Annotated in this window: 12 protein-coding genes; 4 read left to right on the top strand and 8 right to left on the bottom strand. The window is 72.3% G+C overall.

Annotation, left to right across the window (positions count from 1 at the left end; all coding sequences use genetic code 11):
• Nucleotides 1-47: 47 nt before the first annotated feature.
• The 8 genes from INP57_RS02090 to ssd form a co-directional block, all read right to left on the bottom strand.
• Nucleotides 48-755, bottom strand: coding sequence for a bifunctional DNA primase/polymerase (locus INP57_RS02090; RefSeq protein WP_200068264.1), 708 nt, complete (start codon nucleotides 753-755; stop codon nucleotides 48-50).
• Nucleotides 756-1061: 306 nt separating this feature from the next.
• Complete coding sequence (locus INP57_RS02085; RefSeq protein WP_200068263.1) at nucleotides 1062-1427, bottom strand: Rv3654c family TadE-like protein; 366 nt, start codon at nucleotides 1425-1427, stop codon at nucleotides 1062-1064.
• Nucleotides 1424-1768, bottom strand: a complete 345-nt coding sequence (locus INP57_RS02080) for a TadE family type IV pilus minor pilin (RefSeq protein ID WP_200068262.1) — start codon at nucleotides 1766-1768, stop codon at nucleotides 1424-1426. Before INP57_RS02080 ends, INP57_RS02085 begins: the two co-directional genes overlap by 4 nt.
• Before the next feature lie 86 nt (nucleotides 1769-1854).
• On the bottom strand, nucleotides 1855-2118 hold the full coding sequence (locus INP57_RS02075; protein ID WP_200068261.1) for a DUF4244 domain-containing protein: 264 nt from the start codon (nucleotides 2116-2118) through the stop codon (nucleotides 1855-1857).
• Between the two features lie 112 nt (nucleotides 2119-2230).
• Nucleotides 2231-2956, bottom strand: coding sequence for a type II secretion system F family protein (locus tag INP57_RS02070; protein ID WP_200068260.1), 726 nt, complete (start codon nucleotides 2954-2956; stop codon nucleotides 2231-2233).
• Complete coding sequence (locus tag INP57_RS02065; RefSeq protein WP_200068259.1) at nucleotides 2953-3792, bottom strand: type II secretion system F family protein; 840 nt, start codon at nucleotides 3790-3792, stop codon at nucleotides 2953-2955. Before INP57_RS02065 ends, INP57_RS02070 begins: the two co-directional genes overlap by 4 nt.
• Nucleotides 3786-4955, bottom strand: a complete 1170-nt coding sequence (locus INP57_RS02060) for a TadA family conjugal transfer-associated ATPase (RefSeq protein WP_200068258.1) — start codon at nucleotides 4953-4955, stop codon at nucleotides 3786-3788. Before INP57_RS02060 ends, INP57_RS02065 begins: the two co-directional genes overlap by 7 nt.
• Nucleotides 4952-6064, bottom strand: coding sequence for a septum site-determining protein Ssd (gene ssd / locus INP57_RS02055; protein ID WP_200068257.1), 1113 nt, complete (start codon nucleotides 6062-6064; stop codon nucleotides 4952-4954). Before ssd ends, INP57_RS02060 begins: the two co-directional genes overlap by 4 nt.
• 606 nt (nucleotides 6065-6670) lie before the next feature.
• Here ssd and INP57_RS02050 point away from each other — a divergent pair.
• From INP57_RS02050 to INP57_RS02035, 4 genes are all read left to right on the top strand, one after another.
• Nucleotides 6671-7510, top strand: coding sequence for an HAD family hydrolase (locus INP57_RS02050; protein WP_200068256.1), 840 nt, complete (start codon nucleotides 6671-6673; stop codon nucleotides 7508-7510).
• 504 nt (nucleotides 7511-8014) lie between these two features.
• Nucleotides 8015-9814, top strand: coding sequence for a glycoside hydrolase family 3 protein (locus tag INP57_RS02045; protein ID WP_307849856.1), 1800 nt, complete (start codon nucleotides 8015-8017; stop codon nucleotides 9812-9814).
• A gap of 4 nt (nucleotides 9815-9818) precedes the next feature.
• The gene (locus INP57_RS02040; protein WP_200068255.1) at nucleotides 9819-11066 is read left to right on the top strand and encodes an exo-beta-N-acetylmuramidase NamZ family protein; all 1248 of its coding nucleotides are present in this window, start codon (nucleotides 9819-9821) and stop codon (nucleotides 11064-11066) included.
• Nucleotides 11067-11099: 33 nt separating this feature from the next.
• Nucleotides 11100-12848: a serine hydrolase gene (locus INP57_RS02035; RefSeq protein WP_200068254.1), complete on the top strand. Its 1749-nt coding sequence runs from the start codon at nucleotides 11100-11102 to the stop codon at nucleotides 12846-12848.
• Nucleotides 12849-12893 lie beyond the last annotated feature (45 nt).

The following is a 12893-nucleotide window of genomic DNA, read 5'->3' as shown; positions in this document are numbered from 1 at the left end:
TCGGACGTCCAGTTGCCCGCGGCTAATTTCGCGGTCGCCGCCGACCGTCAGTTGCCGGCCACGACGAGCTGGGCCACGTCTTCGGCGGTGTCCGCACCGATGCGCAACGCATCGCCGATGACCTCGGGCGACGGTAGCCGCCACCCGCAGACCTCCGGCTTGACGCGCCAGTGCACGACACCGTGGTGGAAAGTGCTCGGCGGCACCGGGAGCCAGCTTCCGGCGGTGTGCCTGCGCACCGCTCCCGCGGTGACGAGCTCGGGGCACACCGCGGCAGCACGGCCACCGGCGGCCAGGAAGTACCAGCGGGCGTCCGGAGTCGCCACGATCGGTGCCGGAGCGCCCATCGAGCGCAGCGCCCGCGCGGCACGCCGCCCGAGCTCGGCACCGACCTCGAGTACTTCCACCTCGTCACCGGTGGCGATCAGCAGGCTGTACGGCCGCTCACCGAACCAGGCCGCGACCTGGTCCGCGTCGGTGCTCCGCCGGTCCTGCCAGTCCTCGTGCACGGGCACCGGGCCGGTGGAGCCACCACCGGACCATCTCCCGGTCGCAGCGACCGGGAACGTGCCGGGCACCACCGGCCAGCTGCGCGCGGCCAGCTCGATCGCTTGCACCCGCAGCTCGATGCGGAACGCACCGGCCCAATCGGCCGCTCCGCGCCAACCGCCGGTGCCGGAACCGGCGACACTGGTCTCTGGAGCGACACCGGTCCCTGTAGCAACACCGGGCCGCTCGTCCGCCGACCAGTCCATTCCCTCTCCTCCTCAACAACGGCGAGCGCCTCGGCAACGGTTTCCCGCGGTATCGCGGTCCACCTGCGAGCCCGACCACGTTGTCGGAACTCTTGCCCGCAACTCGCACTTTCAATCAACGTCACAAGGCGCACCCGCGTATACCCCCGCGGCGACGAACGGTCGTTCAGCGGCGACGAACGTCGGGAACGGGACCAGAGGCACTGATATGCCGGGGTGGGCGTTCCCGGCCGCGCGACACGGCAACCGGTCGCCGCCCGGGGACGTGTGACCGCTGAGCGCGCACCCGGAACACGCCACTCGCGTTCAGCGCGGTGCCGGCCCCGCCCTTGCCCTGGCGCTGACCTGGGATGAAAGCAACCCGGGCAGGGCGGAAGTGCGTTCTGCGACGATCACTCGCGCATCCGGGCCGGACAGTCGGCAGTCGAGCACGCTCGCGTGCATCCCGCGCGCCACCCGTTCCGCTTGCTCGCACGCCGCCGTGCCGCCCGCGGTGGCGTGCGATGCAGCGGCCAGCGCGGCGAGGTCGGCGGCCCCCTCCGCGCGATGCCTGGCCAGCACGGCGGAGCCGAGTGCCAGGCCGAACCCGAGGATGACCAGCAATCCGAGGATCAGCACCGCGGCGAGCACCGTGGCGACACCGGCATCCCGGCCGCCGGCACCGGTGCTCACCGCGCGGGCTCCGCCGGACCGGACCCGGCCGCACCCGGTTCCAGCACTGCCGCGGCTCGACTGGTCCACCACTGGGCGGGCAGGAAACCGACCACCGGTGGAGCGCTCACCTCGGTCGTCACCTGGTCGTCCCGAACGGAGATCGCCAAGCTCGCGCCCGGCGGGGCCAACCGCCGCACCGCTGCGTCGGCCTGCTCGCGATCTCCCCTGGACGCCAGCCGAGCGGCCTCGACCGCGGCGTCGGTGCACCGGACCTGCCCGAGCACCATGTTCATGGCGGTCAGCACGAGCACGAACACCGCTACGACCGCGCCCACGCCCAGGGCCGCCTCGACCGTCACCGCACCGCGGTCGGAAAAGGAATCCGGACTTCGCGCCGCCGGGACCGCTCGGCCGCCCGAGCCGACCGGGAGCGCTCGCCGCGCGATCACGGGACACTGCCTTGCAATGCACGTTCGACCAGCCCGGTGAGCGCGGCCGTCACCGAGTCGCCGGTGACGACGGTGTAGAGCAGCGCCGCGAAAGCGGCCGCCGCCACGGTGCCGATGGCGTACTCGGCGGTGCTCATACCGCGGTCGCCGTGCAACAGCGTTCGAAGACTCCGCAATCGACGACGGCTGAGTCCGGAGCGGCTCGTGCGGCGATCGCCGGCAGGCACCGTGCAGCTGATCTTCGTAGGAATCGGGGTCATGCTCCCGCCTTTCTCGTGTTGTCGTTCGCCCGGCACCGCGCATCGCTTTTCGCGGCTTGCCGGGCCGGTTGTCGGCAACGAATGTCTCGCCGCACGACGGAATCCGGCCTGCTCACCAGGTCGCGGCGAGCCGCTGCACCATCCCCGCCACGACCGGAACCACGCCCAGGCACAGGAACGCGGGCAGGAAGCACAAGCCGAGCGGCGCGGTGATCCACACCCCGGCCCGCTGAGCTGCTGCTTGGGCTCGGTCGGCGACCGCGGTTCGCGCTTCGGCCGCCAGGCCGTCGGCGACCTCGGCCAACGCACTGCCGGTCCGCGCACTGCGGCGGGCCGCGCGGGCGAGTTCGGCGGTGCCGGGATGGCGAAGCGCCGGTTCCCACGCCGAGGCCGGGTCGGCCCCGAGTTCGAGCAGCCCCGCGACCTCGCGCAGCGCGGTACCCGCCGGACCAGCGAGTTCCGCGGCCACCGCCCGCACGAGCACGACCAGCGGCAGCCCTGCGCGCATCCCGGCCGCCAGCAGATCCCACCCCGCGGCCAGCTCCAGCGGATCGGTGTCCGGCGGTCCGGCCCGAGCGCGAAGCACCAGCCAGAAGACGGCCGCAGCGAGCACCGCACCGGGAATCACCCCGGCGACGGCAGCGCCGAGGGCGCCGGACGCAGCCGCAGCCACGGGAGCTCTGGCTCGTTCCGGCCATCTCGACAACAGCCGCGTGACGGAGTTCGGCTGCCCGGCGGCGGCAGCTTCACCCCTCCGGTGCAGCACGGCGACCCGCGCCGATCGGACGGGCAGCAACAGCAGCGCGATCGCGAGCAACACCGGTTCGAGGGCGCTCATGTCCGCACCACCGACTCGGTCAGCCGGACGGTCCACAGCACACCCGCGCACAGCAGTGCCACTCCGAGCACGAGCACGGCCTGCCCGAAGAGACCTCCGGTGAGCACCGCGAGCGGAGTCGCTCCCGAGACCTCCCCGAGCAGCAAGCCGAGCAACGGCAAACCCGCCAATACCGCGGCGGTGGCTCGCGGACCGGCCAGCTTCGCCTCGACCTCCCGCGCGAACGCCACTCGGTGCTCGAGATCGCGGCGCACCGCGTCCAGCAGCTCCGCCAGGGCGACGCCGTGACGTTCGGCCAACGCCCACGCTCTGCCGGCCCGTGCCAAGGGATCGACGGGCGCAGCTCGCTCGCCGAACCGGAACACGCGGCGATCCACCGCTTCGGCGCCCGCACCTGCTGCGGTGAGCACGGATGCGACGTCGCCGCCCATCCTTGCCGTGGTGGACAGGTCGCGGAACACGGCGGCGACCGGAAAATCCGCGTCCACGGCCGCCCCTTCCGCGGCGGCGGCCGGGTGCGACCCCGCTCGAAGCTCGGCGACCAGCAACCGGAATCCGGCCGCCAGCGCCGCCGAGCGCTGCAACCGCAGGCGGTACCCGCCGCGGGTACGCCACCACCACACGCCGAGCGCGGTCAGCGCACTCGCCGCCAGCAATCCGCCGACACCGGCGAGCAGCAGTCCGAGCAGCGCGGCGGCCGGAACCGCGCCGATCCGCAACGACGAAACCGGATTCCGGTGCGGCAGCGAAACTTCACGCCTGGGTAGCAGTCGGTGGTGCGCTCGCAGGTCCGGCCATCCGAGCAACGCCGCGGCAGGCAGCAGCAGAGTCAGCACGGCGCCGCACCTCCCCGCGAACGGATCAGCCCGGCGAGTTCCGAACGCCCCTCGATCCAACCGTCGTCGCACCGCCAGGCCGGCACGACCGACACTCGGTCCCGTTCACGGCGCAACACACCGATCGCGGCCAACTGCCTGCCGCGATCGGCGCTGCGGCGCACGTGCAGCACCACCTGCACGGCGGCGGCCAGCTGGCTGTGCAACGCCTCCCGGGCCATACCGCCCAGCGCGGCCAGGGCCTCCATCCGGGCCGGAACCTCTTCCGGGGAGTTGGCGTGCACGGTCCCTCCACCGCCTTCGTGGCCGGTGTTCAACGCGGCGAGCAGTTCGCACACCTCCGCGCCGCGCACCTCGCCGACGATCAACCGGTCCGGGCGCATCCGCAGGGACTGCCGCACCAGATCCCGCATCCGCACCTCACCGGCTCCCTCCACGTTCGCGGGCCGGGTCAGCAGCCGGACGACGTGCGGATGCCGCGGGCGGAGCTCACCCGCTTCCTCCACGCAGACGATCCGCTCAGCCGCGGAAACCTCGCCGAGCAGCGCGGCCAGCAGGGTCGTCTTCCCGGCGCCGGTGCCGCCGGTCACGAGCAAGGCCAGCCTCGCCCGCACGATCGAGCGCAGCACCGCGCCCAGTTCCGGCGAGAACGTGCCCATCCGCAGCAGCGCATCCACCCCGTGCGAGGCGGGCCGCAGAATCCGCAACGACAAGCACGTCCCGTTCACGGCGATCGGCGGCAGCACCGCGTGCATCCGGACCGCTTCGCCCGCACCGGCTCCGGGAAGCCAGCCGTCGACCCACGGTTGCGCTTCGTCCAACCGCCTGCCGGTGGCCACGGCGAGCCGTTGCGCGAGCCTGCGGACCGCCTCCTCGTCCGAGAACGTCACCGCGGAGCGGCACAACCCGTCGCCGCGGTCCACCCAGACCTCGTCCGGTGCGGTCACCAGTACGTCGGTGACTTCCGGATCGCGCAGCAGCGGCTCGACCACGCCGGTACCGAGGAATTCTTGTTGCAGCGACCGCAAAGCGGTGAGCAGGTCGGCGTCCGCCACCGGACCGCCCGCTTCCTCGCGCACCGCGGCCGCCACCGCCGAAGGGCTCACCGGCGTGCCGCCGCCAGCGAGGCGGTTGCGCACCCGCTCGATCAAGTCGGTGTTCATGACGCCACCCGTTCCGGGGCTCGCTGATCATCCAAGGTCTCGAGGACTTCCGCCGCGGCTCTGGCCGTGGCTCCCCGGCTGCTCGCCCGCGTCCCGCACAGTCCCGCTTTGTCGACGGCTCCCGGCAGACCCGCCTGCGTTCGCAGCACCGCGAGCACCGGCGCGCCCACCGCAAGCTCGATGTCGCGCACGCGGAGCCCGGCGGGCGCAGGCCCGCGGATCACCAGCCGCACCGGTGCGGAAGCGCGTTCCCGCAGCACCCGCAGCCGGCTCGCCGCGGCCGCGCACGCCCGGACCTGCGCGGGCACGACCAGGACGGTCAGATCGGCGGTGCGCAGCACCGCGCAAGCAGGCTCGGACAGATCCCGCGGGAGATCGCACACGACCGTTTCACCGCCCCGGCGACCGGCGGCGAGCACGGCTTGCACCGACGGCGCGGTGAGTCCGCTGGCCGCACCGTCGCGGTCGCAGGAGAGCACGGTGAGCGCGCCGGAACCGACCCGCTGTCCCGGTAGCGCCTCCCGCAGCGCACCGGCCGCCACGCGGCCACCGCTGATCGCCAGTCCGGACCAGCGCAACCCCTGCGTGCGCTCCACACCGACGGTCAGGTCCAACCCGCCGCCGAGCGGGTCGCAGTCGAGCAGCAACGCGCGGTCGCCGCGGCGTGCCGCGACGACGGAGACCGCCGCGGCCAACGTGGAGGCACCCGCGCCGCCGGTTCCGCCGAGCACGGTGAGCACCCGTCCTGCGCCGGACGCGGGAGCGTCGACGGCCTCGGCGAGCAGCTCGACGAGTTGCGCTTCCTGCTCGGGCAACTGCAGCACCGCGTCCGCGCCGATCTCGAACGCGGACCGCCACCGCTCCGCTCGCTGCGTGCGGGAGACCAGCAGGACCGCTGATCTTCGCGGCATACCGGCCGCGGCAGCACGAGCCGCCGTGCGGTCGTCGAGCAGCACCAGCGGCGCTTCGCGCCAGAGTTGCCCCGTCTCCGCCGGGTCGGCGCGACGCCGCAGGTCGCAGCCCGCGACGGCGGTCAACCGAGTGATCTCCGCGGCCAGGTCGTCGTCCTGGCTGACGAGCAGTGGTGGTGCGGTGGTCGAGGTGGGCATGCCGGCACCCGTTCCGGTCGCAGGGCTCGCGGGAGGAATTCGCCGGGACCGGCGGAATTCCCGCTCGACGTCCACGTTGCAGCGGCCGGGCGGCGGCGCCCAGACCGAATTCCGGAATCTGTGGATGGACCGGCACCTTGTGGACAACTTCTTCACCCGATTAAGCGATCAACCGTGAAGGATTCACCGGAAATGGCCCGACCAGCGCCGGGAGCCGAAAAGAAGTGCCCGCGCACCGCGAAACTACTTGAAGACTGGAATAATTTGCTCGGAAACCGTCCGCACCGGACGCGGCCGGGAACATCGCCCCCGAGAATGCGGACGACCCCCGCCAGGGGGAGGACGGGGGTCGCCGAGAGTTCAGCTCCGGGGGGTCGAGCTGAACCCGTCCGGTTCCCGGACCCCCATACTCTAGCGCCCGGTCTCCCCCACTCGCGTCCCGTCCATTAGGACGAACATAAGCACCCTGTCGCGCCTTCTGGAAACGCCACGACCGATCCACTGCCCGAACGTGGCGAGAACTCACTGCAACGAGCCGAAGTCGGCCACTCGCAGTGAAGCCGGCCCGCGCGCCGCGCATCGCCCGCCGCGCCGGGGTCCGGTCGTATGCTGTGCGACGTGACAGCGCCCGCGAACCCCCCGACCGCCACCGGACCCCGGACGGCGGCATTCTTCGACCTGGACAAAACGGTCATCGCCAAATCGAGCACGCTCGCATTCAGCAGGCCGTTCTTCCAGGAAGGTCTCATCAACCGCCGGGCGGTGCTGAAAAGCGCCTACGCACAATTCGTTTTCATGCTGGCAGGCGCGGACGCCGACCAGATGGACCGGATGCGCGCGCACATCACCTCGCTGTGCACCGGCTGGGACGTCGAGCAGGTCAACGCGATCGTCGAGGAGACCCTGCACGACATCGTCGATCCGCTCGTCTACAAGGAAGCCACCCAGCTCATCGCCGAGCACAAGGAACAGGGCCACGACATCGTGGTGCTGTCGGCCTCCGGCGAAGAAGTGGTGGCGCCGATCGCCAAACTGCTCGGCGCAACGCATTCCGCCGGAACCCGGATGGTCGTCGCCGACGGCCGCTACACCGGTGAGGTCGAGTTCTACTGCTCGGCGGGGAACAAGGCCGCCGCGGCCCGCGACCTCGCCGAGCGCTACGGCTACGACCTGCGGGATTGCCACGCCTATTCGGATTCGGTGACGGACCTGCCGCTGCTGGAAGCGGTGGGCCACCCGACGGTGGTCAACCCGGATCGCGGGCTGCGCAGGCACGCCGCGCAACGCGGCTGGCCGTCGCTGGCGTTCGAGCAGCCGGTTTCGCTGCGCGCGCGCTTCCCCACGCCTTCGCGCGCGGCAGTGACGGCGGCCGGCGTCGGCATGGGCGCGGTCGCCGCGGCCGGAGCGGCCTGGTGGGGTCTGCGCTACTGGCGCAGGCACCGCTGAACGCAGCGAAATCCCAGGTGATCGAGGCCGTCCGCGACCGATTCAGAAACCTTGCAGCGGCCAGGGGCAGCCGACTACAAAGGAATTGCGGACCCTGGCTCGGCCAGGGGCGACGCGGAGGAGAAGCGGCGCTCCCCCTGAACCGGGCTCCGTGCGTGCGGACGGAGCACCCACGCGCAGCCGCCACGAGAGGCTGAAACGTCGACCGGGTTGCGTACCGGGACGCCGGACGCCTAGCCCAAGAGTTACGACACTTGTTGCACGCTTGGTAACCCGTCCGTTCACGCAAGACGGCGCCTGCCTGCCGGCGGGCGCCGTCGTTCGTGCGCAGCGAAATCCGCGCGAAACGTGCGCGGCCTGCCGGTGAATGTCGTTGACCGGGCTCAGCACGGTGGGTAACTTCCGAATCCCATCCGCGTTGTCGTGGAGGACTTTCCACCCGAGCCCACTGGACGACCCCACGAAGACGTCCGGGACCGTGGGCGAGCAGCCCCAGGAGGTTCCGTGGGCTCGAACCGTTCGCGCCGCCTCGTGGCGGTGCTGATCAGCGCAGCGGCGGTGGTGACGATCGGCGGCGGTTCGTCCGCGGGCGCGCAGCCACCGGAAGTGCGGCACAGCGAGGTCGACCCCGCCGTCACCGAGAAGGTGCGGGCGATGAGCCTCGAGGAGAAGGTCGGCCAGCTGTTCGTCACCTACGCCTATGGCCGCGACGCGGACACCCCGCACCCGCAGAACCGCGAGGAGTTCGGCGTGGACACCCCGGCGCAGGTGGTGCAGCGCTACCACCCGGGCGGGCTGATCCACTTCAGCTGGACCGACAGCCTGTACGAACCGCGGCAGATCGCCGAGCTGTCCAACGGCGTGCAGCGGGCGGCTACCTCCTCCGGTGCCGGAATACCGCTGCTGATCTCCACCGACCAGGAGCAGGGCCAGGTGAGCAGGCTGCCGGAACCGGTCACGCAGCTGCCGGGGAACATGGCGCTCGGCGCCGGCCGCAGCGCGGCCGACACCGGCCTGTCCGCGCGGATCACCGGCGAAGAGATGCGCGCGATGGGCCTCAACCAGGACTTCGCGCCCAGCGGCGACGTCAACGTGAACCCGGCCAACCCGGTGATCGGGGTGCGTTCGTTCTCGTCCGACCCGCAGCTGGCGGCGCGGCTGACCGGAGCGGCCGTGCACGGTTACCAGGACCCGGGCGCGGCCGGCGTGTCGGCGGCCGCCAAGCACTTCCCCGGGCACGGGGACACCAACCAGGACAGCCACACCGACCTGCCGGTCATCGAGCACACCCGCGAGCAGTGGGAACGGCTGGACGCGCCACCGTTCCGGGAGGCGATCGAGGCGGGCACGGACGCGGTGATGAGCGCGCACATCGTGGTGCCGAACCTGGATTCCTCCGGTGAGCCCTCGACGCTGTCACCGACGGTGCTGACCGGGATGCTGCGCGACGAGCTGGGCTACAAGGGCGTGATCACCACGGACTCCCTGCAGATGGACGGGGTGCGGGCGAAGCACCCGGACGCCGAGATCCCGGTGCTGGCGTTGCGGGCGGGTGCGGATCAACTGCTGATGCCGCAGAACCTCCAGGTCGCCATCAACGGGGTGCTGGACGCGGTCCACACCGGCGCGCTGACCGAGGACCGCATCGACGCGAGCGTCGAACGGATCCTCGAGATGAAGCGCAAGCGCGGCGTGCTGGACGCGCCGTTCGTGGACACCGGCCGCGTGGACCGGGTCGTCGGCAGCCGGGAGCACGCGCAGCAGGCGCAGCGGATCACCGACCGGACCACGACGCTGCTGCGCAACGACGCCGGTCAGCTCCCGATGCGGCAGAAGCCCGGGAAGATGCTGGTCACCGGGGCCGGAGAGGACGCGACCGGGGCACTGGCGGATCGCGTGCGGGCGCGCGGGCCGCAGGCGACCTCGCTACCGACGGGGAAGGCACCGACCCAGCAGCAGATCTCGCAGGCGGTGCAGGCCGCGAAGGGCAACGACGTGACGGTCGTGCTGATCAACGCGGCGTGGGACGCGGACAACGCCGCCCAGCAGGAGCTCGTGCGCGCGTTGCAGCGGGCGAACGTGCCGGTGGTGGCCGCGGCCGTGCGGGATCCGTACGACGCCGCGTACGCCGAGCAGGTGCCGACCTGGCTGGCGACGTACTCGGACAAGCCGGTGGCGATGGAATCGCTGGCGAAGGTGCTGTTCGGCGAGATCGCTCCGCAGGGCAAGCTGCCGGTCCCGGTGCCGGATCCGGAAGGCGCGGGTGCGGACCGCTTCCCGCTCGGACACGGATTGAGCTGGTAGTGCGATGCCGCTGAGCAGGAGGAGTTTGCTGGCTTCCACGGCGCTGTCGGCGCCGCTGGTGGGCGCCGGTGCCGCGTGCGCGGCCCCGCAGCAGGAGCGGATCGACGGCGGCGCGGTGCGCACCGGCGCGGACGTGCTGGCCGCGCAGAACTGGCAGCCGCTGACGGGCAGCCGGGTCGGACTGATCACCAACCCGACGGGCGTGCTGGCTTCCTTGCAGCACATCGTCGATGCGATGCACGCGTCCGGTGCGGTGGACATCGCCGCCGTGTTCGGTCCCGAGCACGGTTTCCGCGGCACCTCGCAGGCCGGTGGCTCCGAGGGGAACGTGACCGATCCGCGCACCGGCCTGCCGGTCTACGACGCCTACGGCGCGAACGCGGACGAGCTGGCCCGCATGTTCGGCAAGGCCGGTGTGCAGCGCGTGGTGTTCGACATCGCCGACGTCGGCGCCCGCTTCTACACCTACGTGTGGACCATGTACACCGCGATGCGCGCAGCCGCGCGCACCGGCGCCGAGTTCGTCGTGCTGGACCGGCCGAACCCGATCGGTGCGCAAGTGGCGGGTCCGCGGCTGGACATGCGGTTCGCCTCCGGTGTCGGTGCGCTGCCGATCGCGCAGCAGCACGGCATGACGCTCGGCGAGCTTGCCCGCATGTTCGACGCCGAGTACCTCGACCCGCCGCTCGGCCAGCGGCTGTCGGTGGTGCGCGCCGAAGGATGGCGCGGTCGTGCCGCGGGCTCGGCGTTGCCGTGGGTGCCGCCGAGCCCGAACATGCCGACGCCGGACACCGCGATGGTGTACCCGGGCACCGGGCTGTTCGAGGGCACCGTGCTGTCCGAGGGGCGCGGCACCACGCACCCGTTCGAGATCATCGGGGCGCCGGGGATCGATTGGCGCTGGGCGGACGAGCTGAACGCCGCCGGGCTGGAGGGTCTCCGCTTCCGGGAGACCTACTTCGTGCCCGAGTTCGGCAAGCACGCCGGCGCCACCTGCGGCGGCGTGCAGCTGCACCGCGGCGGCGAGGTCGACGCGATCCGCATCGCGATCACCATGCTGGTCACGGCGAAGCGGCTGTTCGGCCAGGTCTTCGGCTGGCGCCCGGACGGCATGATCGACAAGCTGGCCGGCACCGACCGGGTCCGCACCATGGTCGACGCGGGCGCGGGCGTGGACGAGATCGTCGGCTCGTGGGACGCGGAACTGGCCGAGTTCCGGCGCCTGCGGGAGCGTTTCCTGCTGTACCGGTGAGCGCGTGCTCATTGCTGACGAGGGTGGGTCTTGATGCGCGGAACGCTGTTGGCTCTGGTCCTCACGGCGATCACGGCGACGGCCGCGGGACCGGCGTGCGCTTCGCCGCCGGTCGGCGCGGGCGGCCGCTTCGACCGCCCGCAGGACGGGTTCTCCTCCGCGGAGACCGTGCTGCGGCCGGGTTCCCCGGAGCAGGCCGGGCTCGCGGCGGCGCCGATCGATGACGCGCTGCGGCGGATCGGGGCTTGGACGGGGCCGACGCCGGGGCGCGAGCACCCGATGTTCGCCGGTGCGGTGGCGCTGCTGGCCCACGACGGCGTGGTGGTGCGGCACGAGGCGTTCGGCAAGGAGGTGCGCTACTCCGACGCGCAGGGCACCGAGCTGCCGCCGCAGCAGCAGGAGCCGATGCGCCCGGACACGATCTTCGACGTCGCATCGCTGACGAAGCTGTTCACCTCGATCGCGGTGCTGCAGCAGGTCGAGGACGGCGACGTGGACCTGGACACCCCTGTCGCGCACTACCTGCCGGAGTTCGGCGGCCAGGGCAAGCAGTCGATCACCGTGCGGCAGCTGCTCACGCACACCTCCGGGCTGCCGTCCGAGGTGCAGCTGTGGAAGCTGCCCCCGCAGGAGCGGATCCCGCACGTGCTGCGGCTGAGCCCGGAGAAGCCGCCGGGAACGGCTTACCAGTACTCCGACCCGAACTTCATCACCCTGGGCGTGCTGGTGTCCCGGATGGCCGATGCGCCGCTGGACCAGGTGGTCCGCGAACGCATCACCGGCCCGCTGGGCATGGACGACACCGGCTACAACCCGCCGCCGAGCGAGCTGCACCACATCGCGGCGACCGAGTTCCAGACCGAGCCCCCGCGCGGCATGGTCCGCGGCGAGCCGCACGACGAGAACGCCTGGTCGCTGGGCGGCGTGGCGGGTGAAGCGGGCTTGTTCTCCACCGCGCACGACCTGGGCGTGCTCGGGCAGGCGCTGGTCAACGGCGGCGGTTACGGCGAGCAGCGGATCCTGCAGCCGGAGACGGTCGAGCGGATGCTGACCGACTACAACGGCGCGTTCCCCGGCGACGGGCACGGTTTGGGCTTCGAACTGGACCAGCGCTGGTACATGGCCGGGCTGAGCGGCCCGCGCACGGCCGGGCACACCGGTTTCACCGGTACTTCGCTGGTGCTGGACCCGGACTCGCGTTCGGTGGTGGTGCTGCTGACCAACCGGGTGCACCCGACGCGGGAGTGGGGCTCGAACAACCCGGCGCGGGAGGCGATCGCGCAGGCGATGGCGGAGGCGCTGGCGGTGCGCCCGGAGCGCGGGTCGGAGTCGTGGGGCGCGCCCGCGGCGGCTCCGGCGACGTTGCGCACCCGGGACCTCGGGCCGGTGGCCGGGCAGGCGGAGGTGTCGTTCGACGCTTTCGTGGACACCCAGCGGGATCCGGACGGCGCCGACCCGCTGCTACTGGAGTCCAGTGTGGACGGCGGGGCGAGCTGGCGGCCGGTGCCGGTGACCGCGAACGGGCCGGGTGCACCGGAAGGGCCGCAGCAGTCGCTGGCCGGATCGGGCCACCGCGCGTGGTGGCAGGTGCGCGGCACCGTGGACGCTCAGCCCGGCCAGCACGTCCAGGTGCGCTGGCGCTACGCGCCGGACAAGCAGTACACCGGGCGGGGCGTGCTGGTCGACGGAATCTCGGTGGCCGACCGGGACCGCACGCTGCTCGACGGCGAGCGCGAGCCGCAGGGCTTCGACCCGCGGGGCTGGGCGCCGGTGCACCGCTGAGCCCGCGCGGACTCGGCGCCGTTGGCCCACGAAGGTGATCGGCGC

The organism is Saccharopolyspora galaxeae (assembly GCF_016526145.1).
GTDB lineage: Bacteria > Actinomycetota > Actinomycetes > Mycobacteriales > Pseudonocardiaceae > Saccharopolyspora_C > Saccharopolyspora_C galaxeae.
The sequence above is the reverse complement of the archived record's forward strand: the minus strand, read 5'-3'. Positions and strand labels throughout refer to the sequence as shown.

Excerpts from the sequence above, each read along its gene's own strand:
- ssd (WP_200068257.1), bottom strand. The coding sequence starts at position 6,064 with ATGCCCACCTCGACCACCGCACCACCACTGCTCGTCAGCCAGGACGAC.
- INP57_RS02040 (WP_200068255.1), top strand. The coding sequence starts at position 9,819 with ATGCCGCTGAGCAGGAGGAGTTTGCTGGCTTCCACGGCGCTGTCGGCG.
- INP57_RS02060 (WP_200068258.1), bottom strand. The coding sequence starts at position 4,955 with ATGAACACCGACTTGATCGAGCGGGTGCGCAACCGCCTCGCTGGCGGC.
- INP57_RS02075 (WP_200068261.1), bottom strand. The coding sequence starts at position 2,118 with ATGACCCCGATTCCTACGAAGATCAGCTGCACGGTGCCTGCCGGCGAT.
- INP57_RS02070 (WP_200068260.1), bottom strand. The coding sequence starts at position 2,956 with ATGAGCGCCCTCGAACCGGTGTTGCTCGCGATCGCGCTGCTGTTGCTG.
- INP57_RS02035 (WP_200068254.1), top strand. The coding sequence starts at position 11,100 with ATGCGCGGAACGCTGTTGGCTCTGGTCCTCACGGCGATCACGGCGACG.
- INP57_RS02050 (WP_200068256.1), top strand. The coding sequence starts at position 6,671 with ATGCTGTGCGACGTGACAGCGCCCGCGAACCCCCCGACCGCCACCGGA.
- INP57_RS02090 (WP_200068264.1), bottom strand. The coding sequence starts at position 755 with ATGGACTGGTCGGCGGACGAGCGGCCCGGTGTTGCTACAGGGACCGGT.